This is a genomic window from Methylobacterium fujisawaense (assembly GCF_039619325.1).
In the GTDB taxonomy this organism is placed as follows: Bacteria; Pseudomonadota; Alphaproteobacteria; order Rhizobiales; family Beijerinckiaceae; genus Methylobacterium; species Methylobacterium fujisawaense.
Map to the genome: position 1 here is coordinate 4,545,088 of NZ_CP155000.1, position 25,701 is coordinate 4,570,788.

Genomic DNA, 25,701 nt, shown 5'->3' on the forward strand with positions numbered 1-25,701 from the left:
CCGCTACAGAGCCGGCGCGGAAGGCGCGATCCCGACGGACGGGATCCGAGCAGGAGGAGTAGGCCGATGGCAATTTCAGCGGCGATCGGGACGCCCCTCGAGACCTGTCTTGCGCAGGCCGTGGACGCCAATCCGGCGCTGAAGGAGACCGCCGCGGTGATCGCGGCCGTGGCGCGCTCGGCGGTGGAGATCAGCGAGCGGATCGGGCGCGGTGCGCTCGGCGGCGACCTCGCGGCGGCCGGCGAGCACAACAGCGACGGCGACGTCCAGAAGGCCCTCGACGTCATCGCGCACGAGAGCGTGACCGCGGCCCTGCGCGGTGCCCCGGTCGCCGAGGTCGCCTCCGAGGAGGCCGAGGAGGTGATGCGGCTGAACCCGGACGCGCCGCTCGCCGTCGCCATCGACCCCCTCGACGGCTCGTCCAACATCGGCGTGAACATGGCCGTGGGCCTGATCTTCGGCATCCGGCCGTCGATCAAGGATCCGGCGAACCCGCTCGCCTCGTTCACGACCCCCGGCTCGACGCAGATCGCCGCGGGCTTCGTGACCTACGGCCCGGCCACCGCGCTGATCCTGACGCTGGGGGAGGGCACCCAGTCCTACGTGCTCGACCGCGCCGAGGGTACGTTCAAGCTGACGAGCCCGGCCCTGTCGGTGCCGGCCTCCACCAAGGAATTCGCCATCAACGCCTCGAACGCCCGGCACTGGGATGCCCCGGTGAAGGCCTATATCGAGGATTGCCAGCGCGGCACCGAGGGCCCGCGGGACAAGGACTACAACATGCGCTGGCTCGCCTCCCTGGTGGCCGACATCCAGCGCGTCCTGACCCGCGGCGGCGTGTTCCTCTACCCGGGCGACGCCCGGAAGAACTACGCCCGCGGCCGCCTGCGGCTGCTCTACGAGGTCGCCCCCGTGGCGATGCTGGTCGAGCAGGCCGGCGGCACGGCCACCGACGGCCAGACGCGGATCCTCGACCTCGTGGCCACCGGCATCCACGAGCGGGCGCCCCTGGTCTGCGGCTCCACCGAGGAGGTGGCCTGCGTCGCGACCTATTACGCGGGCGGCAAGCCCGATGCCGGCCGCTCACCGCTGTTCGGGCAGCGCGGTCTGATGCGGTCGTGAGGCACAGCACGAAGTCCGGACGGTAATGTCGGCGCGGCACCCCATCATCTCGGTGACCGGCTCCTCCGGGGCCGGGACCACCTCGGTGCGCAACACCTTCGAGCAGATCTTCCGCCGCGAGGACGTGCGGGCGGTCTTCATCGAGGGCGACGGCTTCCATGCGTTCGACCGCGACACGATGCGGGCGATGATGGCGAACGAACCGACGCTGTCCCACTTTGCGCCGCGCGCCAACCTCCTGCCCGAGCTGGAGGCGGTCTTCCGCAGCTACGCCGAATCCGGGACCGGCCGCACCCGCCACTACGCCCACGATGCCCACGACGCGCAGGCCTTCGGCATTCCGGAGGGGAGCTTCTCGGACTGGGAGTCGTTCCCGCCGGATTCGGACCTGCTGTTCTACGAGGGCCTGCACGGCTGCGTGGCGGATCAGGATGTCGACATCGCCCGCTACGCCGACCTGAAGATCGGCGTCGTGCCGGTGATCAACCTCGAATGGATCCAGAAGCTGCACCGGGACCGCTCGTTCCGCGGCTACTCCACCGAGGCGGTGACCGACGTGATCCTGCGGCGCATGCCCGATTACGTGCAGACCATCTGCCCGCAATTCTCCTTCACCGACATCAACTTCCAGCGGGTGCCCACGGTCGACACCTCGAACCCGTTCATCGCCCGCTGGATCCCCACCGCCGACGAATCGATGGTGGTCATCCGCTTCAAGGACCCGAAGGGGATCGACTTCTCGTATCTCGTCTCCATGATCCACGACAGTTTCATGAGCCGGGCCAATTCCATCGTGATACCCGGCGGGAAGCTGGATCTGGCCATGCAGCTGATCCTGACGCCGATGATCATGCAGCTCGTCGAGCGCCGTCGCAGGCTGGCCTGAACAATCCCGAAAGCCTCCCATGCTCCCACCCGTCATCGCCCCCTCGATCCTGTCCGCCGACTTCTCGAAGCTCGCCGAGGAGACCCGCGCCGTGGACGCGGCCGGTGCCGACTGGATCCATCTCGACGTCATGGACGGGCACTTCGTGCCCAACATCACCTTCGGTCCGCCGGTGGTGAAGGCTCTGCGCCCGCACACGCAGAAGTACTTCGACGTCCACCTGATGATCGCGCCCGCCGACCCGTACCTCGCGGCTTTCGCGCAGGCCGGGGCCGACGGCATCACCGTCCATGCCGAGGCCGGGCCGCACATCCACCGCTCGCTCCAGACCATCCGCGACCTCGGCAAGCGCGCCGGCGTGGCGATCAATCCGGGCACGCCGGCCGCCCTGGTCGAGCCGGTGCTCGACCTCGTGGACCTCGTGCTGGTGATGACCGTCAATCCCGGCTTCGGCGGCCAGAGCTTCATCAAGAGCACGATGGAGTCGGTGGCGCGGGTGCGCGCCATGGTGGCGGGCCGGGACATCCGCATCCAGGTCGACGGCGGGATCGACCCCGAGACCGTCAAGGCGGCGAGCCGCGCCGGGGCCGACACGTTCGTCGCCGGCAACGCGGTCTTCGGCGGCGGTCCGGACGCCTATGCCGAGCGCATCGCGGCGATCCGCGCGGGCGCGGAGGGCGCCTCCGGTCGCGACCTGTCGTGCTGAGGGCGTTGATCTTCGACGTCGACGGGACCCTCGCCGAGACGGAGGATCTGCACCGGCAGGCGTTCAACCGCGCCTTCGCGGAACTCGGCCTGCCCTGGCGCTGGGACGAGGCGCTCTATGCCGACCTGCTGACCGTGATGGGGGGCAAGGAGCGGCTCGCCCATTACATCGACACCCGCCACGCAGCCGAAGCCGAGGCGCTCCACGCGCTGGCCCCCGAGATCCACGCCCGCAAGACGCGCGCCTACGGCGAACTGGTGGCGGAGAGCGGCCTGCCGCTGCGCCCCGGGATCGCCCGGCTGATTGCCGAGGCCCGGGCGGCGGGCCTGCGGCTCGCCGTGGCCACCACCACGAGCCGGCCGAATGTCGACCGGCTCCTGGCCGCCAACTTCCCGCCGGACGCGGCACCCTTCGACGTGATCGCGGCCGGCGACGAGGCGAACCGCAAGAAGCCCGCCCCCGACGTATTCCTCCTGGCGCTCGCCGGCCTGGATATCCCGGCCTCCGAGGCGGTGGCCTTCGAGGATTCGGCCGCCGGCATCAGCTCGGCCCGGGCCGCGGGGCTGCCGGTCCTGGCGACACGGAGCCGCTACACCGAGAGCCACCCGCTCGACGGTGCCTTCTCGGCGGTCTCGGATCTCGGCGAGCCGGAACGGCCGCACCGGCACATCGCGGGCGTCGAATGGCCGGGCGGGGTCGTGGACTTGGCGAACCTGATCCGGGTGCACGCGACCCTGGACGATCAGAGCACGCCGTTCCAGGCGATGGGCACCAGCCGGTAGCCCGGCCCGTTCCGCTCCACATGGCCGAGGGACGGGAAGGGGAAGTGGTAGCCGACCACGAGGGCCTTCTCGGACGCGGCCATGTCGTAGAAGCGGTGGCGCGTCGCCTGTGCCTGATCGGCATCGTAATCGTACATCACGTGCCAGTCCGGGTGCTGCAGGAAGAAGGCCGGAATGTTGGTCACGTCGGACTGGATCAGCAGCCGGTCCGCCCCCGAGGCGATCGCGAAGGCCGTGTGGCCGGGCGTGTGGCCGGGCGCGGCGAGGGCGGTGATCCCGGGTACGACCTCCTCGTCCCACGCGAAGGTGCCGATCCGGTCCTTCAGGTCGCCGAGCACCCGGCGGGTGTTGGCGAAGTAGCCTTGCGTCACCGGGTCGGCGGCCTGGGCCATGTGGGCGTCGCTCATCCAGAATGCCCAGTCGGGCGCGGCGGCCCGGATCTCGGCGTTCGGGAAGGCGAGGCTCCCGTCCGCCCTCTTGAGGCCGTTCGTGTGGTCGGGATGGAGATGCGAGAGCAGCACGAGGTCGATCTCCTCGGGTCTGATCCCGGCCGCCGCGAGGTTCGCCGCGAGCCGGCCGACGGGCGCGCCCGGCACCGGACCGTTGCCGGTATCGATCAGGATGAGCTTCGCGCCGGTGTTGATCAGCGTCGGGTTGAACGGCACCGTCACCTGGCCGGGCGGCATGTAGGCCGCCTGCGCGGCGCCGAGTGCCGCGTCCCGGGGAACGTTGCGCACGAAGCGGTCCGGCATCGGGAAGCTGCGCGCCCCGTCGTTGAGGATCGTGACCTCGCAGCTGCCAACGCGGGTCCGGTAGAAGCCCGGCGCCTGCGATCCGCCGAAGGGCGCCGCGGCGCGGGCGCCGCCGCCGAGACCCAGGACGGCCCCTCCGGCGAGCGCACCCCGTACGAGGTTGCGGCGGTTCGTTGCCGGCATCGGATCCTCCCTAAAGCCCGGTGCCGCCTGGGGCGCCACACAGCGCGTTCCGCAAGGTTTGCGCAGCCCCGAGGCTGCGCGATGGGCCTGCCTAAACCGGTATCCTAGCGTCTGCCCAGCCGGCGGTCGGCGCGCGCTTCCGCCCGCCCATGCGCCTCGGTGGCGAACAGCATCGTCCCGGCCACGATGCCGAGCGCCGCCGCGATCCCGAACTTGAGCCAGCGCGGGTCTGCCGCGGCGACGTGGCCGGTCGCCCGGGCGTCGAAGCGGCCATGGGCGCCGGGATCGGTGTCTACCGGGTCGTAGAGGTTGTCGGGACGGTTCGTCTGCGCCTGCACGCTGGTCATCTCCCCGCGATAGCCGTGCCGGGCGAGGTAGCCGTCGATCCAGCCCGGGATCAGCATGTTTCCGATGATCGCCTTCCAGGCCGAAGCCCCGATCCACAATTCCCGCGGCGCGTCGTGCGCCGCCCGGAACACGTGCCGGGCGATCGCCTCCGGCTGGTAGATCGGCGGCACCGGTTCGAGCTTGCGCGGCATCCGCGACCGCGCCCAGTCGAACTGGGGCGTGTTGACCGCCGGGAGCTGGACCATCGTCAGCCGCACCCGACTGCCGTCGTGGAGCAATTCGCTGCGCAGGGAATCCACGAATCCGCGCACGGCGGCCTTCGCGGCACAGTAGCTCGCCTGCAGCGGGATCGACCGATAGGCGAGCGCCGAGCCGATATGCACGATCGTGCCCCGGTCGCGCGGCACCATGTGGCGGAGCGCCGCCAGGGTCCCGTGCACCTGCCCGAGATAGGTGACCTCGGTGGCGCGTCGGAACTCCGCCGGGTCCGTCTCCTGCACGGGCGCGTAGACCGTCACCATCGCGTTGTTGACCCAGACGTCGATGCCGCCGAACGCCTCGGCCAGCGCGTCGGCGGCCTGGGCGACGGCCTCCGCGTCGGCGACGTCGGCCGCGAAGGCCAGCGCCCGGCCGCCCGTCCGCTCGACATCGCGGATCGTGCCCCTCAGCCCGGCCTCGCCCCGGGCGATCAGACCGACATTCCAGCCGTGCCGGGCGAATTCATGCGCCACGGCGCGGCCGACACCGGCGCTCGCGCCCGTGACCATGACCGTGCTGCGTCCGTTCCGGCTCGACATCGGGCTTCCAGCTCAGAGAGAAGTGCAGCGCCAACGCCCGAGCCGGGTATTCTTTCCGCGATCACGGGATTGCGAAGCCTGCGCGCCCGTGTCCCCGTGCGCGGTGCCGAGCGGCGGCGGCCGCGTTGCTTCGTCCGAAGGCGGCGGCCTATATACGGCGCGACCTCACAGCCGCGACGGCGGGGTCCCGGACGCCCGCCCTCGCCAACGAACAAAAGTCTGAACCGTCATGGCAGGCCATTCGCAGTTCAAGAACATCATGCACCGGAAGGGCCGGGTGGACGCAGTCCGCTCGAAGGTGTTCGGCAAGCTCGCCCGCGAGATCACCGTGGCGGCCAAGCTCGGCACGCCCGACCCGGCGATGAACCCGCGCCTGCGCGCCGCGATCCTGGCGGCCCGCGCCGAGAACATGCCCAAGGACAATATCGAGCGCGCCATCAAGAAGGCCGCCGGTGCTGACGGCGAGAACTACGAGGATATCCGCTACGAGGGCTACGGACCGGGCGGCGCCGCCCTGATCGTCGAGGCGCAGACCGACAACCGCAACCGCACCGCCTCGGACGTCCGCTCGGCCTTCACCAAGTCCGGCGGCAGCCTCGCCGAGACCGGCGCCGTCGCCTTCATGTTCGACCGCGTCGGCGTGATCGCCTACCCGGCTTCCGTGGCCGATGCCGACACGATGCTGGAGGCCGCCATCGAGGCCGGCGCCGACGACGTCAGCTCCGGCGAAGACGGCCACGAGGTCGTCTGCGCCCAGGATTCCTACGGCGAGGTCACCAAGGCCCTCGAGGCGCGCTTCGGCGAGCCGAGCCGCACCGGGCTGATCTGGAAGGCACAGAACACGATCGACGTCGACGACGAGACCGGCGAGAAGCTCATCCGCCTCGTCGAGGTGATCGAGGATCAGGACGACGTCCAGCACGTCTACGTCAACTTCGCCCTGTCGGACGCGCTGGTGGCCAAGCTGCAGGCCTGAGCAGGGCCAAGCCGCGGGCGCCGTTCAGGCGCCTGCGGCTGCCAGTTCCGCCCCGAAGCGGTCCTGCGCGTAGCGCTCCACCGAGAAGGTGTCGTCGGGCAGCTGGACCATGAAGCGCTCGGCCACCTCGGTCAGCACGATGTCGGGCCGGACGCGCTCGATATACGGCCAGTCCAGGGAGGTGCTCCAGATGAAGTGCACCTCGCGGAACGTCTCGGCCAGCATGATCGTCAGCATGTACGGCATGACGTGCGAGAAAGAATCGCCGAACAGCGCCAGCCGGCGCGGATCGGTGGCCTTGGCGTTCCCGTAGATCACGTGCGCGCCGACATGCAGCGTGTGCAGCAGGCCGGCCTTCTCCCGGGCTTCGACGATCGGGCTGCCATAGGTCCGGACCGCGTCCTGCTGCATCAGGACGGTGCGTGAGCGCGCCCGCCGGGGCGGGTCGAAGGCGCTGCCCAGATCGCCGTCGTGGTCGGTCTCGAAGGACGGCCGCTCCCGCAGATCCGGCCGGGGCTCGGCGCCCAAAGCCCGGCAGATCTCCGCGTAGGCGAGATAGCAGCCGTCTGCGGACCAGTGGGTGTCGGTCCGGCAGTAGAGATCGGCCGTATCGCGCTGCGCCCGCATCGGCGTCACCAGATCGATGCAGGTCTGGCGCCAGCGCGTCCGTCGGCGCCAGGCCGCATAGAGGCCGAAGGGCCCGCGGAAGCGACCCGGCGGGGGCTCGTTGTGCAGGAGCCGATAGGCCGGCGAGGCGCTCGGCCGGATAGTCAGCCCGTCGAGCCGGTGATCGTAGATCATCAGCTTCTCCGGGGCGACGACGTGGCGGTACAGGATTCCCTGGGCGCGCAGGCGCCGCTCCCGCATCGTCACGAGGCTGCGCCACTGCCAGATCAGCTCCGTGGTCTCCTCCGGTCGCTCGTACTGGCCCAGCACGTCGTTGCGCCCGGTCTTCAGGAACAGCCATCCATCCTGGCCGACATGGATGTGGTCGGGCGTGCTCGGAGCCATGGCGCACTCGTGAAATGGCCCCCCGCTCGAAAGGCCGCCCGGGACAGCGGATTCGGCAGCAAGGAGCGGGATGCCGGCACGGCGGCGGACGGACAGAGTGCTGCGCGCGTCCTCCACCGCCCGGCAGGCCCCCTCATGCCCCTCCCCAACGCCCACGCCAAGCCGCATAGTGCCGCCGCCATGAACCACGTTCCAAGGTCAGACCTCAGCGACGCCGAGCGCTGGGCGGCCCTCGCCGCCCGCGACGCGCGGGCCGACGGCACCTTCGTGTACGCGGTCCGCACCACGGGTGTGTACTGCCGCCCGAGCTGTTCCGCGCGGGCGGCGCGGCCCGAGAATGTCAGTTTCCATCGGACCTGCGCGGAGGTCGAGGCTGCCGGTTTCCGCCCGTGCCGGCGCTGCCGCCCCGACGAGCCCGGCCTCGCCGCGCGCCGGGCCGAGGCGGTCGTCCGCGCCTGCCGCCTGATCGAGTCGGCCGAGACGATGCCGTCGCTCGCCGAACTCGCCCGCACCGCCGGCCTGAGCGCCTACCACTTCCACCGGGTGTTCAAGGCTGCCACCGGCGTGACGCCCAAGGCCTATGCCGCCGCCCACCGCGCCGCCGTGGTGGCCCGGCGGCTGCCCGGCGCCGCCTCGGTGACGGAGACGCTGTACGAAGCCGGCTACGGTGCGGCGAGCCGCTTCTATGCGGGGGGCGCGCCACGCCTCGGCATGGCGCCGGCGGCCTATCGGACGGGGGGCGCCGGTCTGCGCATCCGGTTCGGCATCGGCGCCTGCACGCTCGGCGCGATCCTCGTCGCCGCCACGGAGGCGGGCGTCTGCGCCATCCTCCTCGGCGACGCGCCCGAGCCGCTCCTGCACGATCTTCAGAGCCGCTTTCCCGCCGCGGAGATCGAGGGCGGCGACCCGGCCTTCGAGAGCTGGATGGCGCAGGTCATCGGTCTCGTGGAGGCGCCGGGCAGCGGCCTCGACCTGCCGCTCGACATCCGCGGCACGGCCTTCCAGCAGCGGGTCTGGGCAGCGCTGCGGAAGATCCCGGTCGGATCCACGGCGACCTACGCGGAGATCGCCCGGGCGATCGGCCTGCCGACGGCGATGCGCGCGGTCGCGCAGGCCTGCGGGGCGAATCCGGTGGCGGTCGCCATCCCCTGCCACCGGGTCGTGCGCTCGGACGGCGCCCTGTCGGGCTATCGCTGGGGCGTCGCGCGCAAGCGCGCGCTGCTCGACCGGGAGGCGGAGGGCTGAAGCCCGGCATCGCGCGCGAAGACGATGGTCGGCCTAGCGCCGGCCGCCCCCCGGGCCGCCGAACCCGCCGCCAAAGCCGCCTCCACCGGGGCCCGGACCTGGACCCCCGGGGGGACCGCCGAATCCCCCGGGGCCGCCGGGGAACGCCCCCGGAGCGGCCGGCGGTGCGCCGCCGAATCCGCCGCGGGGCGCCCCGAATCCGCCGGGACCCTCCGCCCCGGGGACGACCGTGCCCCCCGGCCGGGTGTCGATCGCGGGGCCGCGCGGCTCGCCGATGCCGCCAGGGCCGCCGATACCGCCCTGCCGGCCGCCGGGCTCGGCTCCGAAGCGACCGGGCAGCTCATCGGGGAGATTGCGCAGGTCGAGCCGGTCGCGTTCCCGCTCGAACCGCGGGGCATCCGGCTGTTGCGGCTCGGGCGCGATGCGGTTCTCGATCCGCAGCCGCTCCACCGTCAGGTCGCCGTCCCGCGCGATGGCTGCGGTCAGCACCGCCTTCACGCTCCCGGCGCGCGGAACGCGCGCGCCCGGGCGCCCCGCAACGGCATAGCCCGCGCCGACATCGAAGCCGCTGCCGGACCGGCCGATATAGGCCTCGATCGAGACCTGCTTCAGCCCCGGCGGGAATGGCAGGCCGACCTGCGCGGCGTTGGTCACGGTGAGGACGCCGTTCGCCGCCGTGCCCGTCACCAGGGCGCGACGGCCCGTCGGGAGGGTGTCGGCCCCCGCGATGCGCAGGCCGCCGATCCCGAGGCCGCCCGCGATCCGCCGCACCGGCCCGACGACGCGGTCGGGCCCGGAATCCCGCGCCTCGATCAGGCTCGCCACGATCACGCCGTCGGGCCGCCGCAGCCCGCTCACCGCGACCCGCGCCCCCGGCTTCCAGGCGCCGGTGAGACCCGCCGTCGAGACCCGCTGGCCGAGGACCACCAACCGCCCCGGCGCGACCGATTCCACCGGCCCGACCACCTCGCTGGTCACGTCGATCCGCCCCGTGGCGAGCCCGGCGCCCTCCGGCCGGGCCACCACGTGGACCACCTGCCCGATCTTGAGGTCGGCCGTCTTCGCCGCCGTGCCGTCGATGCGCACCTCGACGTCCGGCGGATAGGCGATGCGCAGGTCGTTGACGATGATCGAGCCGAAGCGGCGGATCGTGCCGATCACGCCGGTGCCGCCGATCCCGCGGTCGCCCTCGCCGAGGGGCCCGTTGCGGGGCTCGTCGGTCCGCATCATGCCGGTGCCGCCGATGCCCTGGTCGCGCGGCGCCTCCTGCGGCCGGACGGGGGCCGGCAGAAAGGTCGCGGCGCCCGCGAGCAGGCGCAGGACGAACCGGCGGTTGGGCAAGACGCGCACCGGCCGGCCTCTCACCGCTCGTCCTTGGGTTGCGCTGAGGGCGCCGCTTCCGTGTAGACGTAGAGACCGAAATTCCACCGATGCGTGCCGCCGGGATCGGTCTGGCAGGCGGCGTGCGCTTCCCGGTTGGCTTGCTGCAGCGCCTCCATGGCGATCTCGCGGGCGCGCGCCTCGAGCTTGATCGCGAGGTCCTTGGACAGGCCGTCGTAATGGACCGCCCGCTCCAGGAAGCGCGGCGCGTCGCCGACGATGTTGGCGACGGCGGCCGCGATATGGTCGTGCAGGTTGCGGCCGAAATAGTAGAGCTGCGGCCCCTCGGCGCCGTCGCCCCGCGGCACGTAGGCCGCCTCGGCGAGAACGATCCGGTCCTGTGGATCCGTGAAGGCGAGGCCCCGGTCGAGCCACTCGTCCAGGACTGCCCGTGGCCGCAGATCGCGGGTCACGCCCGAGACCAGGGTCTCGAAGGAGGGGGCGTTGCCGTCGGCGGTCCGCGGCAGCGGCAGGGGATGACCCTGCGGGTCGGTGAAGGCCGGATCGGCGATCCAACGGGCGATGATCCGGCTGGTGCGCGAGACGACCGCCGGCACGGCACTCACCGGGGCGCCGGCCCCGCGCAGGCGCCGCACCTCCTTGCGGTGGATGCCGGTGAGCAGCGAGACGCGGCTGTCGGTCTGCTCCTTGCCGGTGAGGGCGAAATCGTACTCGGCGACGTTCACGTAGAGCTCGCGCAACAGGTCGGTCAGCGCAGGGAAGGTGATTCCACGGGCCACCAGCAGGCGCACGAGGGGGCGCAGCAGCCGCGCCAGCGGCGCGTGCAGGCTCGCGCCGTCCCGCGGAGTATCGGCAGTTTCAGACATGATCGCATGGTGGCGGTTTGTGCCGTGGGATACAATCCCACTGCGTGCGGCGGCGCACCTCGATCCGCTGATTTCGAATTGACGTGGGATTTTTGCACACGTACATCGACGGCGTGGTCAAATTTCCCACGTCAAGCGAGGAGCACAGGACCATGACCGTTCCGACACGCCGACTGGTCCTGGAGACGCTACCGCCCCTCACCCTGCCTCCGGCCTCCGGGTTCTGCCCGCGGCAGAACGACCCCCTTCCGCGGCTCCGGCGCATCGTCTGCGTCGCCGCCGCGCTCACGCTGCCCGTCCTCGGTGTGGCTGTCGCGGAAACGGTCCACCGCGCCGCCGCACCGAAGGCGCCGCAGGCCGCCGCTCCCGTCATCCCCTCAGGCGGGGCGGCGGCACCTGCCGCTCTCGGCGTGCCCAAACGCGCCCTCCGGACCATGAGGACCGCGATGCAGACGCCCGGATACCGGGAGGACCGGTCATGACCACCCTGTCCAGCCTTCGCACCGCGCATCCGGCGCCGACCTGCGGCGGAGCAGCCATCCTCGATCTCGCACTCTGCCTGATTCTGGCGGTGACCGTCGTCGGCCTGCTCCTCCTGACCCTGTGATCCTGCGGCTCCGCCGCCTTCCACGACGAGATGTCCATGACGCTCAAGATCCACGCAGCCCTTACGGGAGCCGCGGCCTCCTGCTTCGCGTTCGCCGCTCAGGCGGCCGATCTGCCGCGCCGTGCGCCGCCCCCACCGCTGCCGCCGTCGCTGCCGGTCTTCACCTGGACCGGCTTCTACGCCGGCGTGAATGCGGGATACGCCTTCCGCACCGGAAGCAGCGGCTTCACCGATCCGACCTACGGCGCGGTCACGGGCGGCGGCCGGGGCGGCGGCTTCGCCGGTGGCGGCCAGATCGGCTACAATTATCAGTTCACGCCCGGCTCCGGCTTCGTGGTCGGCTTCGAGACCGATCTCCAGGGCACCGCCTTCGCCAAGGCGGATGCAGCCTATCTCGGCACCACGCCGTACTACAGCGTTCGGCCGAGCCTCGACTATTTCGGGACGGTCCGCGGCCGGCTCGGCTACGCCATCGACCGCGTCCTCATCTACGGGACCGGCGGCTTCGCGTATGGCGGCGGCACGCGCTCGACCTATGCGGGATCCTATCCCTACACCCTGCCGGCGACCGATCGGACCGGCTATGCGGCCGGCGGCGGCATCGAATACGCCTTCACCGAGAAGCTCTCCGCCAAGGTGGAGGCCCTCTACCTCCATCTCGGTCGCGGATCGTCCGCTGCTACGTACTACAACGCCAGCGTTCCGGCATATTATGGTGCCGGCAAACAGGAATCTGGTTTCGCCTTGGTCAGGGCCGGCGTGAATTATAGATTCTAACAAATATTCGCTGTCGGAGATCTTGACGCTTCCCGTGGGCTGGGACGCCATACGCGACGTTCGGCTTCGCGAATCCGTCGGCCGCGCGAACGAGGTCATGGCCGGTGCAGGGCGGCGATTCCGAATGTCGCGCGGGCGTTGCCGTGCGGGATCGAGGGTCTTCTCCGACAGGATCGGCCGTGAGCATCCCCAAACCGACCACCCTCACGACAGCTTTGCTCGCCTTCGGGCTCGCGGCCTGCGCCGTAACGGTACGGGCCCAGGAGATCATCCCGCCCGGACCCACCGGGCGCGGTGCCATCCTGATCTACGGAAACTTCTGCGGGCCGGGTAACCGGGGTCCCGGGTTCCGGCCGATCGACGCGCTGGACCGTGCCTGCGCCCGTCACGACATCTGCTCGGCCGATCCGATGTCGGGCACGCTTACGAGCTGCGCGTGCAATCGGCGCCTCACGGTCGAGGCCGGTGCGGTCGCCCGGGATCCGCGCGCGCCCGCTCACACCCGGGAGGCGGCGCGATTCATCTCGGATTTCTCCGCGGCGCTGCCCTGCCAATAGGCCGCGCCGCGGGGACGAGCGGCAGTGTCGGTCAGGCGGCGTCCGCCGGGCTGGCCGCCGCCTTCGGGCCGCCCTTGGCGACGCCCACCAGGGCCGGGCGCAGGACGCGATCGCCGATGACGTAGCCCGCCTGCACGACCTGCACGACGGTACCGGCCGGAACCTCCGCGTTCGGCACCTCGAACATGGCCTGATGGCGGTTCGGGTCGAACTTCTGGCCCTGGGGCTCGACGATCTTCACGCCGTGGCGCTCAAGGGTCTTGGCGAGGTCGCGCTCGGTGAGTTCGATCCCGTCGATCAGACCCTTCAGGGCGCCGTCGGCCGTGGACTTCGCATCGTCCGGCACGCTGTCGAGGGCGCGGCGGATGTTGTCGGCGACGTTGAGAACGTCCCGGGCGAAGTTGGTCACCGCGTAGGCGCGCGCGTCGGCGACCTCGCGCTCCGTCCGGCGGCGCAGGTTCTCCATCTCGGCGAGGGTGCGCAGCGTCCGGTCCTTGAGCTCGTCGCGCTCGGCGGTCAGCAGAGCCAGGGCCTCCGCGACGGGATCGACGGAGGCCGACTCGCCGCCCTGACCCGCGGGCGCGGAATCCTGGGCCGCGCCGGCACCGGCTTCGACCGTGGTCTGGCGCTGGTCATCCTGAGGCATGTCGTTGCTCGTCATCACGTTTCAGTCGTGGGCGGGAATCGGTGAGGGATGATGGAATCGGCGCTGATATCTGGCCAAGGGGTCGCGAAATCAACCCGTCCGCTCACGCCTCGCGCGGCGGCGGGGCCGCCACGAGCGCCTCCAGACCCTCGGCCTTCAGCGTGGCGACGTCGTGCGCGAACACGTCCATCACGGCGCTGCGGATCGCGGCCTGCCGGTCGGGCTGCGTCACCCGGGTGCCGGTGAGGTCGGTGACGTAGAAGACGTCCACGGCGCGTTCGCCGAAGGTCGCCACATGCGCCGACGTGATGTTGAGCGACAGCCGGCTGAAGGCGGTGGTGAGCTCGTAGAGCAGGCCCGGCCGGTCGAGGCCGGTGATCTCCACGACGGTCTCCCGGCTCGACAGCGCGTTGTCGATGATCACGTCCGGCGGCACCGGGAAGGTCTTGGCGCGGGTGCTCGCCGTCGGGTGCTTGTCGGCGACGAGGTCGGCGATGCGGATCTCGCCCTTCAGCGCGCGCTCGATCGCCGCCGTGATGCGCTTGGTCCGGCGCAGCTCGTCCTCGTCGCGCTCGAAGGCGCGGGAGATGAAGATCGTGTCGAGGGCAAACCCGTCCGTGGTGGTGAAGATCTGCGCGTCGACGATGTTGCTCCCCGCCGCCGCGCAGGCGCCGGTGACGATGGCGAGCAGGCGGGGATGATCCGGCGAGTAGATGGTGATCTCGGTCACGCCCCGAACCGGATCGAGGGCCACGTCCGTGGCGCTGGTCCGTCCGTCGCGCACCACGTCGCGCAGGAAGATCGCGTTCTTCAGCTGGCGCGTGCCGTCGACCTTCAGCCAGTAGGCTTGGCTGTGCCGCGCCGCGTAGGCATCGAACTCCTCCGAGGCCCAGCCGGGCAGCTGCTCGCGCAGGCCCATCTGCACGAGGCGCACCCGGTCGGTGCGGGCGATCTCGGAATGGCCGCCCGACAGGTAGACCTCGGTCTCGTCGTACAGCGTGCGGATCAAAGTGCCCTTCCAGGCGGTCCAGACCCCCGGCCCGACGGCGGTGATGTCGGCCACCGTCAGGATGGTCAGGAGTTTCAGCCGCTCCAGGCTCTGCACGCTCGCGGCGAACCGCTCGATCGTCTTGGCGTCCGAGAGGTCGCGGCTCTGTGCCGTCATGGACATCAGCAGATGGTGTTCCACGAGCCAGCGCACGGTCTCGGTCTCGGCCTGGTTCAGGCCGAAGCGCGGGCAGAGCTTCTCGGCGATGGCGGCGCCGGCGATCGAGTGGTCCTCAGGCCGGCCCTTGGCGATGTCGTGCAGCAGGATCGCCACGTAGAGCGCCATGCGGTTGTGGATCGTATGCACGAGGCGCGAGACCAGCGGATAGGTCTCCTGGACCCGGCCCGATTCGATGTCGGCCAGGACGCCGACCGTGCGCAGCAGATGCTCGTCCACCGTGAAGTGGTGGTACATGTTGAACTGCATCATCGCGACGATGCGGCCGAAATCCGGGATGAAGCGGCCGAGCACGCCCGCCTCGTTCATCTCGCGCAGCGCCTCCTCCGGGGCGTTCCGCGAGGTGAGGATCTCGACGAACAGGCGATTCGCCTCGGGGTCCACGCGCAGCGACGGGTTCACCAGGCGCAGGGACCGGTTGGCCAGCCGCTTGGCGTCCGGATGGATCGCGAGGTTGTGCCGGTCGGCGAGCCAGAACAGCCGGATCAGGTTCACGGGGTCGCGCTCGAAGGCGTCCTCCGCCCGCAGGTTCACCCGGCCGTGGTCGATCCAGAAATCCTCCGCCTCCATGGCGGTTGCCCGGAACCGGTCGCGGAACCGGCCGATCCAGCGGTCGAGCACCGGGGTGCGCTTGGCATGGCGCGCCTCCAGCTCCGCGCAGACGATGGCGGTGAGGTCGCCCACGTCCTTGGCGATGCGGAAATAGGCCTTCATGAAGCGCTCGACGCCGGAGAGGCCGCCCCGGGGCTCGTAGCCGAAGCGCTCGGCGATCCGCGGCTGCAGGCCGAAGGACAGGCGCTCCTCCGCGCGCTTCGTCACGAAGTGCATGTGGCAGCGCACCCGCCACAGAAACTCGTCGCAGCGCTCGAACAGCGCGTATTCCTCCGGGGTGAACAGCCCGGCGCTCACGAGTTCCAGCTGGTCGCGGACCCGGTAGGTGTATTTGGCGATCCAGAACAGGGTATTCAGGTCACGCAGGCCGCCCTTGCCGTCCTTGACGTTGGGCTCGACGAGATATCGGGAGGTGCCGGCCTTGGAGACGCGCATGTCGCGCTCGCGCAGCTTCGCCTCCACGAACTCGGCGGCGGATCCGACCACCAGCTCGGCGTCGAAGCGGGTCACGAGCTCCTCGTAGAGGATCCGGGTGCCGAACAGGTATCGCGCTTCCAGGAGGGCGGTGCGGATCGTCATGTCGGCCCGCGCCTCGCGCAGGCATTCCTCCACCGACCGGGTGGCGTGGCCGACCTTCAGCTTCAGGTCCCACAGGACGTAGAGCATCCCCTCGACGACGCTCTCCGACCACGCCGTCTGCTTGTAGGGAAGCAGGAACAGCAGATCGATGTCCGAGCCCGGCGCCATCGTGCCCCGGCCGTAGCCGCCGGTGGCGACCACCGCGAGCTGCTCACCGGTCGACGGATTGTCGTTGGGATAGAGGCGCCAGACCACGGCATCGTGAATCGCCCGGACCACCGCATCGGTGAGGTTCGACAAGGTCTGCGCGCAATGCAGCCCGTTGCGGTCCTCGAGGAGCTGCGCCTCGGCGGCGCGGTGGCCCTCTTCGATGACCCGGCGCAGTTGCGGCACGAGCGCGGCCCGGAGCTTCGTGGGCTCACGGGCCTCGCGGTCGAGGTTCTCCAGAACCGTGTTGAGGGCTGCGACGGGATCGAACATGGCTCCCGTTAGCATGATATCCCGACACCGCCAGCCACGCGGCCCCGCCGCTATTCCGCAGCCGGCAGGTCGAGGGCGAGCAGCCGCGCCGTGCGGGTGCGGGTCGCCGCCCGGGGCTCCGCCTCGCTCGCCTGCCGCCGCGCGTCCGCGATCGCCGCATGGACGCCGTCCACCGCCAGGATCAGCGCGCTGACCGTCCGCGCATCGATGCTGCGTTCACGGGCGTAACAGACGACGTCCGCCACCAGCCCGTCGGTCTCGATCGCGATCGCATCGAGTTCGGCGGCGCTGGTCGCCGCCCGCACCTCGCGCATGATGTCGAGGAGCCGGTCGAGGACGAAGTCCACGCGCTCCCGGCGCTTGCGGGCGAGGCGCTGGCCGATCCAGGCGATGCCGGACCCGATCGTGCCGCCGAAGAAGGCGAACAGGTAGATGTAATCCTCGTAGCGATCGAGGAAGGTCTGCTGCTCGCGCTCGAAATAGTCGACGGCGCCGGGGTGGTTCGGCAGGCGCGCCGAGGTCGCCGCCACGGTGGTGTCGAAGTCCGGCGCCTTCATCAGCTTGGCCACCGGCGCCGCCGAGGCCAGACGCGAGCGCCACTCGAACAGGTGCTGCGTCGCCGAGGCGACCGCGACCCGGCTGACCGTGCCCCGCGCCATCAGGCGGTAGGAGGCGCCGACGGTCTTGATCTCCTCGTCGGGGCGCTTCGGCCGGCCGCCGAAGGTGCCGGCCGGAATCGTGACCGCTTGCAATTCGGGGAAGCGCTGCAAAATCGCGTCGCCGTCCGGGATCGAGACGAAGCCGACCTTCCGCTCCGGCGAGCCCAGCTCGACGGCGCGGACCACGGAAGCCGCGGGCTTGGAGGCGGGGCTCGCGATCACCGCCACCGCATCGACGCGTTTGTCGGCGAGGGCGGCGGTCACCTCGCCGATCTTGAGCGGCACCACGGTGACATGACCGGGCTCCGCCTCGACGGCAGGGCTGGCCTCCGGCGCGTCCGCGCCCGCATTGTCCGGCACGAGGTCGTAGAAGGAGAGAAGGTTCGTCAGGAAGGACAGGTCGGCGCTGTGCCGGACCACGATGCCGAGCCGTTTGCGCGCGAGCGCGGGGATGTCGTCGATATCGGCCGCCTCCGGCGCCGCGATGACCAGGGCCTCGTCGTGCAGGATCGCGAGGGTCAGTCCGTTCTCGGGCAGGAACACGTCCGGCCGGACCACGGCGAGGTCGGCCTTGTTCCGCTGAAGCGCGAGGGCGCTGTCGCGCACGTCGCCGTAGCGCACGACCTTGAGCCGGACATCCTCGCGTGCCCGGTCGAGGGCGCTGGCATAGGCTTCGATCAGCGCGGCCTCGGGGCCGTCCTGCGGGCCGACCGCCACCGTCAGGGTGTTCGGGCGCGACAGATAGACGATTGCGGCCGCGGCCGCGGCGAGCCCCAGGGCAACGAGGACCAGGAGCCATTCGCGCCGCATCAGGATAGCTGCCGCACGTGGCAGCCGACGGTTCCGTCGACCCTGCGGATCGCCTGACGAAGAACGGTGGTTCGGGCCATGGCCGAGCCTGTCGCGTTGCGCGCGTTCCATGCCAGAGTCATGGAACGCAAACCTGTCGAGATCGTGAAGAACCGGTGAAATCTCCATTCGTTGCAGGATCCGCGCCAGAAGGTCGCGACCGCGAGATCAAGCCGCCCGGCCCCGTGAGCCCGGCGTGGCTGGAGCGGGCGGCGCTTCACTATCTGGAGCGCTACAGCGCCTCGACCGAGATGCTGCGCCGGACCCTTGCGCGCCGCGTCCAGAAGCGGGCCCGCGCCCGGGGCGAGGATCCTGCGCTCTTCACCGACCTCGTGACGGCGACCGTCGCGCGGGCGGTGTCGGCCGGCCTCGTGGACGACGCGCGCTTCGCCGACACCCGCCTCGCCACCCTGCGCCGCCGCGGCACGTCGAGCCGCGGCGTCTCGGCCAAGCTCGCCGCCAAGGGCGTTCCGCGCGATGTCGTCGAGGCCGCGATGCTGGCGGAGCGCGACGCCCTGCCGGACGGTGAGACGGAGGCGATCGAGGACCAGGCCGCGCGGGCCTACGCCAAGCGGCGGCGCCTCGGGCCGTATCGCCGCCCGGATCAGCGGGCGGCGCACCGCGACCGGGACCTCGCCGCCCTGGCCCGGGCCGGCTTCGCCTACGATCTCGCCCGCCGGGTGGTCGATCTGGAGCCGGACGACATGGTGTGACGGGTGCGGCATCGCGGCCCGGGGTGAAAGGCGGGGCGGCCTTGCACCTTTGGCCGGGTTGTTCATTGTCTGTTCGATGGACGAGACCCTGGCCAAGAAGCTGCGCATCCTCGCGGATGCCGCCAAGTACGACGCCTCCTGCGCCTCCTCGGCCGCGCCGAAGCGCTCGGCCGGCAGGGACGGGCTCGGATCGACCACTGGGGCGGGGATCTGCCACGCCTACACGCCGGACGGGCGCTGCGTCTCGCTGCTCAAGATCCTGCTGACCAACTGGTGCCTGTTCGATTGCGCCTACTGCATCAACCGGCGCTCCTCGAACGTGCGGCGGGCCAAGTTCTCCGTCGAGGAGGTCGTGAACCTCACCCTGAACTTCTACCGGCGCAACTACATCGAGGGCCTGTTCCTCTCGTCGGGCATCATCAAGTCGCCGGACCACACCATGGAGCTGCTGACCCGGGTGGCGAAGTCGCTGCGGCGCGATCACGGCTTTGCCGGCTACATCCACCTGAAGTCGATCCCGGAGGCGAGCCCCTGGCTGATCGAGGAGGCCGGTCTCTACGCCGACCGGCTCTCGATCAACGTCGAGCTGCCCACCGAGGCGAGCCTGGAACGCCTCGCCCCGGAGAAGGACGGCGCCGCGATCCAGGGGGCGATGGCCCAGATCGGCGAGCGCATCGTGCAGGCCAAGGCCGAGAAGCGCCGCTTCTCGCCGGCCGGCCACTCGACGCAGGTGATCGTCGGGGCGGACGCCACCACCGACGAGGCGCTGATCCGCAAGAGCGCGCTGCTCTACGGCAGCGTCGGCCTGAAGCGGGTATACTACTCCGCTTTCAGTCCGATCCCGGACGGGTCCGCGATCCTGCCGCCGAAGCCGCCGCCGCTCCAGCGCGAGCACCGGCTGTACCAGGCCGACTGGCTGCTGCGGTATTACGCATTCACCCCCGACGAGGTGGCCGACGCCTCGGAGGGCGGGATGCTCGCCCTCGACATCGACCCGAAGCTCGCCTGGGCGCTGAAGCACCGGGACAAGTTCCCCGTGGACGTGAACAAGGCCGACCGGGAATGGCTTCTGCGGGTGCCGGGGCTCGGCGCCCGGGCCGTGGACAAGATCGTGAAGGCGCGCCGGCACGCGACTCTGCGCCTCGACGACGTCGCCCGCCTGACCTCGGGCTTGAAGCGGGCCCGCCCGTTCCTCGTCGCCGCCGATCATCGTCCGGTGGGGCTCACCGACCGGCTCGACCTGCGGGCGCGACTGGTCGAGCCGGCGGCGCAACTGAGCCTGTTTTGAGAAAGGCCGCAGACGCGATGCTCCGTTCCCCTGCGAGCGGACACGGGAATGCCGGCGCGCCGCGCGCCATGCTCCTGCGCCCGGGCGCCGATCTCGACGGCTTCCGCACCGCCGTCCGGAGCCTCGTCGCGGAGGGTGTCCCACCCGAGGGGGTGACATGGTCGGAGGCGGACTCCCCCGGCCTGTTCGGCACCGGCGCGGCGCATGCCCTCAGCCCGCCGCTAGCCCTGCCGAAGCCCGTCGCCGCTCTGATCCCGCAGGTGATCCCGCACCGCGATCCGGAACGCTATGGCTTGCTCTACGCGCTGATCTGGCGCGTCTGCCACGGCGAGCGGCATTTGATGGAGGTCGGCAGCGATCCGCTGGTCCACCGCCTGCACCGTCTGGCCAAGGCGATCGGGCGCGACCTCCACAAGATGCACGCCTTCCTGCGCTTCCGCCGGGCTGAGGGGCCGGGTGGGGAGCGCTACATCGCGTGGTTCGAGCCGGATCACCACATTCTCGAGGCCGCGGCGCCGTTCTTCGTCAATCGCTTCCGCGGGATGCGCTGGTCGATCCTCACGCCGGACGGATCGGCGCATTGGGATACGGAGGCCTTGACCTTCGGACCGCCGGGCGACCGCGCGCAGCTGCCGGAGGGCGACGGGTTCGAGGCCGGCTGGCAGACCTACTACGAGAGCACGTTCAACCCGGCCCGCACCAACCTGAAGGCCATGCGGGCCGAGATGCCGAAGAAGTACTGGCACAACATGCCCGAGACGGCCGCCATCCCCGCCCTCGTCCGCGCGGCGGCCGGGCGCACCGAAGCGATGATCGAGAGGGAGCCGACCATGCCCACACGCCGCGACCCGGCCCGCGCCGTCGCCGCCATGGCCGACCAGGACCCGAAGACCCTGGAGGAGCTGAACGCGATCATCCGAAGGACCGAGCCGCTGGTCGCGGGCGCCACCCAGGCCGTGCTCGGCGAGGGGCCGGTGGGCGCCACGATCGCCTTCGTGGGCGAGCAGCCCGGCGATCAGGAGGACCGGCAGGGCCGACCCTTCGTCGGACCGGCGGGGCAACTGCTCTCCCGCGCCATGGCGGAGGCCGGGATCGACCGTGGGGCGAGCTACCTCACGAATGCGGTCAAGCACTTCAAGTTCGAGGAACGCGGCAAGCGCCGCATCCACCAGAAGCCGACGGCGGGCGAGGTCAGCCATTACCGCTGGTGGCTGGACCGGGAATTGGACTTCGTGGCTCCGAAGCTCGTGGTCGCCCTCGGCGCGACCGCGGTGCTGGCGCTGACCGGCAAGGCCGTCCCGATCACCCGGGCGCGGGGCCCGTTCCGGTTCGACCGGTTCGACAACCGCTTCCAGGGCTTCATCACGGTCCACCCCTCCTACCTGCTGCGCCTGCCCGACGAGGCGAAGGAAGAGGCCTACGCGGCGTTCGTGGACGACCTGCGCCGGGTGGAGGCCCTGGGGCAAGAACTCGCGGCCTGATCCTCCAACCCCGCGGTTCTGCTATGCTGATGGCCGCCGATTCCCTCCGGTCCCGCCGCCATGGACAAGCAGCTCGCCCTCGACATCCTCCGCACCAACGAAGCGGAACTGCGCCGCCGCGGGGTGCTGCATGCGGCGCTGTTCGGTTCGGTCGCCCGTGGGGACGCCGGGGACGATAGCGACCTCGACGTGCTGATCGACATCGATGCGCCCGTCGTCGGCGGTCTCTTCGGTTATGTCGGGTTGTGCCATTTCATCGATGATCTGTTTCCGATCCGGGTCGACGTGGCGGACCGGGCGGCCCTCAAGGATCGGGTCCGAAAGCACGCAGAGCGCGATGCCGTTTTCGCTTTCTGAGCGCGAGCGGACCGCCTGCGCCGACATCATCGCCAACGTCGAGCGTGCCGCTCGCTTTGTGGCGGGGTTCACGCTCGAGACTTTCGGGGCGGACGAGCGCACGCACTTCGCAGTCATGCGTTGCCTGGAGATCGTCTCGGAGGCGAGCCGCCGATTGAGCGCCGAGACGAAGGACCGGTATGCGGACGTGCCGTGGCGACAGATCGCGGATGCGGGCAACGTCTATCGCCACAGCTATCACTGGGTGACGCTGGACATCGTCTGGCTCACCGTCCACCACGAGTTGCCCGTTCTCGTCGCGGCCTGCCGCGCCGAACTCGCCCGCGCGCCCGATTCCTGATCGCCCCGAGCCGCCTGAGCCCATGACCGACGCGAAGCCCGAAATTAAGTATGTGGGCCCCGGCGATCAGGTGATCCTGGTCGACGGCTCGTCGTTCATCTTCCGGGCCTATTTCCAGTCGATCAATCAGGACCAGAAGTACAATTCGCGCCCCTCCGACGGGCTGCCCACCGGCGCCGTGCGGCTGTTCTGCACGAAGATCGCGCAGTTCCTGCAGGACGGCGCCGCCGGCACGATGCCGACGCATCTCGGCATCGTCTTCGACAAGTCGGAAGGGTCGTTCCGCAAGGAGATGTTCCCAGACTACAAGGGCCACCGCCCGGACGCGCCCGACGACCTCAAGCGGCAGATGCCCCTGATGCGCGACGCGGTGCGGGCCTTCGGCCTGCACGCGGTGGAGCTGGAACGCTACGAGGCCGACGACCTCATCGCGACCTATACCCGCCAGGCCGAGGCGCGGGGCGCGGGCGTCATCATCGTCTCCTCCGACAAGGACCTGATGCAGCTCGTGGGACCGCAGGTGCGGTTCTACGATTTCGAATCCGGTGCGAAGGGCAAGCCGGGCTACCGGCCCGAGCGCAACCTCGATGTCGAAGCGATCATCGCCAAATGGGAGGGCCTTCAGCCGAACCAGATCGGCGACGCCTTGGCGCTCATCGGCGACACCTCCGACAACGTGCCGGGCGTCCCCGGCATCGGCCTGAAGACCGCTGCGGCGCTGATCAAAGAGTTCGGCAGCCTCGAGGCGCTGCTGGAGCGGGCGGGCGAGATCAAGCAGCCCAAGCGCCGGGAAACCCTGCTCGCCAACGTCGATCAGGCCAAGCTGTCGCGCAAGCTCGTGGCCTTGATGGAGGATGTGCCGGTCCCGGTGCCGCTCGACGATCTCGGCGTGCCGAAGCCCGACCCGGAGAAGCTCGTCGGCTTCCTGAAGGCGATGGAGTTCAACACCCTGACGCGCCGCATCGCCCAGATGCTGCACGTCGACCCCGAGGCGGTGAAGCCCGATCCGCGGCTCCTGCCCGGCGCCCGGCCGCACGGCTACGGCAACGGGGCCGGCGGCAGCGACGCGGTGCCATTCTTCGGCGATTCCGTGCCGCCGGATCCCGAGACCGCGGCGGCCGGGGCCGAGCGCCCGCCGGGCGCCGCGCCGCCCCAGGGCGGCGCGGTGGACCCCTTCGCGGATCTCGACCTGCCGGACGCGCCCGCCAAGCCCCGGGCCCCCGTCGAGGCGACGCCCGGCAACGTCGTGGCGGCCCGGGCCGCGGAGGCCGTGGCCCCCTTCGACACCGCCGCCTACGAGACCGTCACGTCTCTGGAGCAGCTCGACGCCTGGATCGCCGAGGCCGAGGAGGCCGGTGTGATCGCGGTCGACACCGAGACGGACGCGCTCGACGCCCACAAGGCCGGCTTGGTCGGCGTCTCGCTGGCGGTGTCCACGGGACGGGCCTGCTACATCCCGCTGGCGCACGTGCAGGCCGCCAAGGTGCAGGCCGACGCCACCGACCTGTTCGGCGAAGGGGCCGCGCCCTCCGACGTAGTCGAGCCGGTCCCGGGCCAGATCCCCCTGAAGGATGCCGTCGCCCGACTGAAACCGCTTCTGGAGAATCCCGGCGTCCTGAAGGTCGGCCAGAACCTCAAATACGATTGGGTCGTGCTCGCCCGCTACGGCGTCGAGGTGGCGCCCTTCGACGACACGATGCTGATCTCCTACGTCCTCGATGCCGGGAAGGGCGGGCACGGCATGGACGAGCTGGCCCGCCGCCATCTCGGCCACCAGCCGATCACCTTCTCGGACGTGGCCGGCACCGGCCGCAACAAGGTGAGCTTCGACCGGGTCGCGATCGACAAGGCCACCGCCTACGCGGCCGAGGATGCAGACGTGACGCTCCGCCTGTGGCGGATGATGAAGCCGCGCCTCGTCGCCGAGCACCGGGTCGCGGTCTACGAGACCCTGGAGCGCCCGCTCCTGCCGGTCATCGCCCGGATGGAGCAGCGCGGCATCCGGGTCGACCGGGACATGCTGAGCCGCCTCTCGGGGGATTTCTCGCAGATCCTCGTGCGCCTGGAGGAGGAAATCCAGGAGGATGCCGGCGAGAAATTCTCGGTGGGCTCGCCGAAGCAGATCGGCGACATCCTGTTCGGGAAGATGGGCCTGCCGGGCGCCAAGAAGACGCCGTCCGGCCAGTGGGCGACGCCCGCCACGCTCCTGGAGGAGCTGGCCCAGGCCGGGCACGAGCTGCCCAAGAAGATCCTGGAATGGCGGCAGCTCTCGAAGCTGAAATCCACCTACACGGATTCGCTCCAGACGCACGCCGACCGGGAGACGGCGCGCGTCCACACCTCGTTCTCGCTGGCGGCGACCACCACGGGCCGACTGTCCTCCTCCGAGCCGAACCTGCAGAACATCCCGATCCGCACCGAGGAGGGCCGGCGCATCCGCCGCGCCTTCGTGGCGGCGCCCGGCAACCGGCTGATCTCGGCGGATTATTCCCAGATCGAGCTGCGTCTCCTGGCCCACATGGCCGATATCCCGGAACTCCGGAAGGCGTTCGCGGACGGGATCGACATCCACGCGGCCACCGCCTCGGCGATGTTCGGCGTGCCGCTCAAGGACATGACGCCCGACCTGCGGCGCCGGGCGAAGACCATCAATTTCGGCATCATCTACGGCATCTCGGCCTTCGGGCTCGCCGACCGGCTCGGCATCGGCCGCGAGGAGGCTTCCGCGTTCATCAAGCAGTATTTCGAGCAGTTCCCCGGGATCCGCGACTACATCGATGCGACCAAGAAGAGCTGCCGGGACAAGGGCTACGTCACCACCCTGTTCGGCCGGGTGTGCCACTATCCGCAGATCCGCTCCAACAACCCGTCCGAGCGCGCCAGCGTCGAGCGGCAGGCGATCAACGCGCCGATCCAGGGCTCGGCCGCCGACATCATCCGCCGCGCCATGACCCGGATGGAAGGGGCTTTGGCCGACGAGAAGCTCGGGGTGCGCATGCTCCTGCAGGTCCACGACGAGCTGGTCTTCGAGGCTGCCGAGGACGAGGTGGAGCGGGCGATCCCGATCATCCGCGGCGTGATGGAGGAAGCGCCGGCGCCGGCCCTGACGCTGCGGGTGCCGCTGGTGGTGGAGGCCAACGCGGCGGGGAACTGGCAGGAGGCGCATTAGCGCGGATGGCGGCTGAACCTGGCCGTCCTCGCGCCGCACAGCACCGGGTCGGCCCGCAGGGTTTCGACGAAAGGGTGGAACCGGTCGCGGGAGCCGCCTCTGGCGGTCCATTGAACACCGAGATGCGGTGTTCGGCGCGCCTCCGCGGAGGACGAGAATTCGTCGGTTCGGCTCGATCCCGCGTTCCGCGCGCACGACCACGGCGAGATCGCCCTCGGTCAGGCACCCGGGTATCGCTGTCGCTCCAACATGCAGGATGTCCGCCGGGACGGGCAGGCTCGTCTGCAGATGGTCCCTGACGGACGCGAACAGCCGTTCGGCTTCGGCGCGGGCTGCGTCGCTGTCGG

The 25,701-nt window shown here is 70.6% G+C and carries 24 protein-coding genes; 16 read left to right on the forward strand and 8 right to left on the reverse strand.

What is annotated here, in order from left to right:
- The first annotated feature begins 66 nt into the window (after nt 1-66).
- The 4 genes from ABC766_RS21535 to ABC766_RS21550 are packed head-to-tail and all read left to right on the forward strand — an operon-like array spanning nt 67 to nt 3,496.
- On the forward strand, nt 67-1,122 hold the full coding sequence (locus tag ABC766_RS21535; protein WP_345819448.1) for a class 1 fructose-bisphosphatase: 1,056 nt from the start codon (nt 67-69) through the stop codon (nt 1,120-1,122).
- A 25-nt stretch (nt 1,123-1,147) separates the two neighbouring features.
- The gene (locus ABC766_RS21540) at nt 1,148-2,008 is read left to right on the forward strand and encodes a phosphoribulokinase (protein ID WP_043349274.1); all 861 of its coding nucleotides are present in this window, start codon (nt 1,148-1,150) and stop codon (nt 2,006-2,008) included.
- Between the two features lie 19 nt (nt 2,009-2,027).
- Nucleotides 2,028-2,714 carry a ribulose-phosphate 3-epimerase gene (gene rpe, locus ABC766_RS21545; protein WP_043758891.1) on the forward strand — a complete coding sequence of 229 codons (687 nt, stop codon included), beginning with the start codon at nt 2,028-2,030 and terminating at the stop codon, nt 2,712-2,714.
- Nucleotides 2,708-3,496, forward strand: a complete 789-nt coding sequence (locus ABC766_RS21550) for an HAD-IA family hydrolase (RefSeq protein ID WP_043758890.1) — start codon at nt 2,708-2,710, stop codon at nt 3,494-3,496. Before rpe ends, ABC766_RS21550 begins: the two co-directional genes overlap by 7 nt.
- Here the strand turns inward: ABC766_RS21550 and ABC766_RS21555 are convergent.
- Together ABC766_RS21555 and ABC766_RS21560 are read right to left on the reverse strand one after the other, a co-directional pair.
- Nucleotides 3,457-4,431: an MBL fold metallo-hydrolase gene (locus ABC766_RS21555; protein WP_345819449.1), complete on the reverse strand. Its 975-nt coding sequence runs from the start codon at nt 4,429-4,431 to the stop codon at nt 3,457-3,459. The two genes, ABC766_RS21550 and ABC766_RS21555, sit on opposite strands and share 40 nt — an antisense overlap.
- A 104-nt stretch (nt 4,432-4,535) precedes the next feature.
- Entirely contained in the window at nt 4,536-5,576 is a 1,041-nt protein-coding gene (locus tag ABC766_RS21560; RefSeq protein ID WP_345819450.1) for an SDR family oxidoreductase, read from the reverse strand.
- 229 nt (nt 5,577-5,805) lie between these two features.
- On the opposite strand from ABC766_RS21560, the gene ABC766_RS21565 reads away from it, so the two are divergent.
- Nucleotides 5,806-6,552, forward strand: coding sequence for a YebC/PmpR family DNA-binding transcriptional regulator (locus ABC766_RS21565; RefSeq protein WP_043349263.1), 747 nt, complete (start codon nt 5,806-5,808; stop codon nt 6,550-6,552).
- 24 nt (nt 6,553-6,576) lie between these two features.
- Here ABC766_RS21565 and ABC766_RS21570 read toward each other — a convergent pair whose 3' ends face one another.
- On the reverse strand, nt 6,577-7,563 hold the full coding sequence (locus ABC766_RS21570; protein WP_043758883.1) for an alginate O-acetyltransferase AlgX-related protein: 987 nt from the start codon (nt 7,561-7,563) through the stop codon (nt 6,577-6,579).
- Between the two features lie 180 nt (nt 7,564-7,743).
- On the opposite strand from ABC766_RS21570, the gene ada reads away from it, so the two are divergent.
- Entirely contained in the window at nt 7,744-8,808 is a 1,065-nt protein-coding gene (ada, locus tag ABC766_RS21575; protein WP_345822817.1) for a bifunctional DNA-binding transcriptional regulator/O6-methylguanine-DNA methyltransferase Ada, read from the forward strand.
- A gap of 33 nt (nt 8,809-8,841) precedes the next feature.
- Here ada and ABC766_RS21580 read toward each other — a convergent pair whose 3' ends face one another.
- Nucleotides 8,842-10,158 (reverse strand): DUF5666 domain-containing protein, encoded by a 1,317-nt coding sequence (locus tag ABC766_RS21580; RefSeq protein WP_345819451.1) that lies wholly within the window; start codon nt 10,156-10,158, stop codon nt 8,842-8,844.
- Nucleotides 10,159-10,169: 11 nt separating this feature from the next.
- Complete coding sequence (locus tag ABC766_RS21585; protein ID WP_043349250.1) at nt 10,170-11,015, reverse strand: DUF6502 family protein; 846 nt, start codon at nt 11,013-11,015, stop codon at nt 10,170-10,172.
- 152 nt (nt 11,016-11,167) lie between these two features.
- On the opposite strand from ABC766_RS21585, the gene ABC766_RS21590 reads away from it, so the two are divergent.
- The 4 genes from ABC766_RS21590 to ABC766_RS21605 all read left to right on the forward strand — a co-directional run bounded on the left by ABC766_RS21590 (nt 11,168) and on the right by ABC766_RS21605 (nt 12,956).
- Complete coding sequence (locus ABC766_RS21590; RefSeq protein ID WP_043349254.1) at nt 11,168-11,497, forward strand: hypothetical protein; 330 nt, start codon at nt 11,168-11,170, stop codon at nt 11,495-11,497.
- A complete protein-coding gene (locus ABC766_RS21595) occupies nt 11,494-11,622 on the forward strand; it encodes a hypothetical protein (protein ID WP_257787384.1) in 129 nt (42 codons plus the stop codon). Before ABC766_RS21590 ends, ABC766_RS21595 begins: the two co-directional genes overlap by 4 nt.
- A gap of 36 nt (nt 11,623-11,658) precedes the next feature.
- Nucleotides 11,659-12,399, forward strand: coding sequence for an outer membrane protein (locus ABC766_RS21600; RefSeq protein WP_053610460.1), 741 nt, complete (start codon nt 11,659-11,661; stop codon nt 12,397-12,399).
- A gap of 179 nt (nt 12,400-12,578) precedes the next feature.
- Nucleotides 12,579-12,956 (forward strand): hypothetical protein, encoded by a 378-nt coding sequence (locus ABC766_RS21605; RefSeq protein ID WP_078947253.1) that lies wholly within the window; start codon nt 12,579-12,581, stop codon nt 12,954-12,956.
- Nucleotides 12,957-12,987: 31 nt separating this feature from the next.
- On the opposite strand, the gene grpE is transcribed toward ABC766_RS21605, so the two are convergent.
- From grpE to ABC766_RS21620, 3 genes are all read right to left on the reverse strand, one after another.
- On the reverse strand, nt 12,988-13,602 hold the full coding sequence (gene grpE / locus ABC766_RS21610; protein WP_043381244.1) for a nucleotide exchange factor GrpE: 615 nt from the start codon (nt 13,600-13,602) through the stop codon (nt 12,988-12,990).
- A 103-nt stretch (nt 13,603-13,705) separates the two neighbouring features.
- Nucleotides 13,706-16,498, reverse strand: a complete 2,793-nt coding sequence (locus tag ABC766_RS21615; protein WP_345819452.1) for a [protein-PII] uridylyltransferase — start codon at nt 16,496-16,498, stop codon at nt 13,706-13,708.
- A gap of 50 nt (nt 16,499-16,548) precedes the next feature.
- Entirely contained in the window at nt 16,549-17,967 is a 1,419-nt protein-coding gene (locus tag ABC766_RS21620) for a TAXI family TRAP transporter solute-binding subunit (RefSeq protein WP_345819453.1), read from the reverse strand.
- Nucleotides 17,968-18,191: 224 nt separating this feature from the next.
- On the opposite strand from ABC766_RS21620, the gene ABC766_RS21625 reads away from it, so the two are divergent.
- The 6 genes from ABC766_RS21625 (at nt 18,192) to polA (ending at nt 25,354) form a co-directional block, all read left to right on the forward strand.
- Complete coding sequence (locus ABC766_RS21625) at nt 18,192-18,719, forward strand: regulatory protein RecX (protein WP_345822818.1); 528 nt, start codon at nt 18,192-18,194, stop codon at nt 18,717-18,719.
- Nucleotides 18,720-18,795: 76 nt separating this feature from the next.
- Nucleotides 18,796-20,007: a putative DNA modification/repair radical SAM protein gene (locus ABC766_RS21630; protein ID WP_345819454.1), complete on the forward strand. Its 1,212-nt coding sequence runs from the start codon at nt 18,796-18,798 to the stop codon at nt 20,005-20,007.
- Between the two features lie 17 nt (nt 20,008-20,024).
- Nucleotides 20,025-21,488 (forward strand): UdgX family uracil-DNA binding protein, encoded by a 1,464-nt coding sequence (locus ABC766_RS21635; protein ID WP_075380746.1) that lies wholly within the window; start codon nt 20,025-20,027, stop codon nt 21,486-21,488.
- 60 nt (nt 21,489-21,548) lie between these two features.
- Nucleotides 21,549-21,845: a nucleotidyltransferase family protein gene (locus ABC766_RS21640; protein ID WP_043356924.1), complete on the forward strand. Its 297-nt coding sequence runs from the start codon at nt 21,549-21,551 to the stop codon at nt 21,843-21,845.
- Nucleotides 21,826-22,185 (forward strand): HepT-like ribonuclease domain-containing protein, encoded by a 360-nt coding sequence (locus ABC766_RS21645; RefSeq protein WP_345819455.1) that lies wholly within the window; start codon nt 21,826-21,828, stop codon nt 22,183-22,185. The genes ABC766_RS21640 and ABC766_RS21645 overlap by 20 nt, the downstream gene beginning before the upstream one ends.
- Before the next feature lie 22 nt (nt 22,186-22,207).
- Nucleotides 22,208-25,354: a DNA polymerase I gene (polA, locus tag ABC766_RS21650; RefSeq protein ID WP_345819456.1), complete on the forward strand. Its 3,147-nt coding sequence runs from the start codon at nt 22,208-22,210 to the stop codon at nt 25,352-25,354.
- Nucleotides 25,355-25,701: the final 347 nt, after the last annotated feature.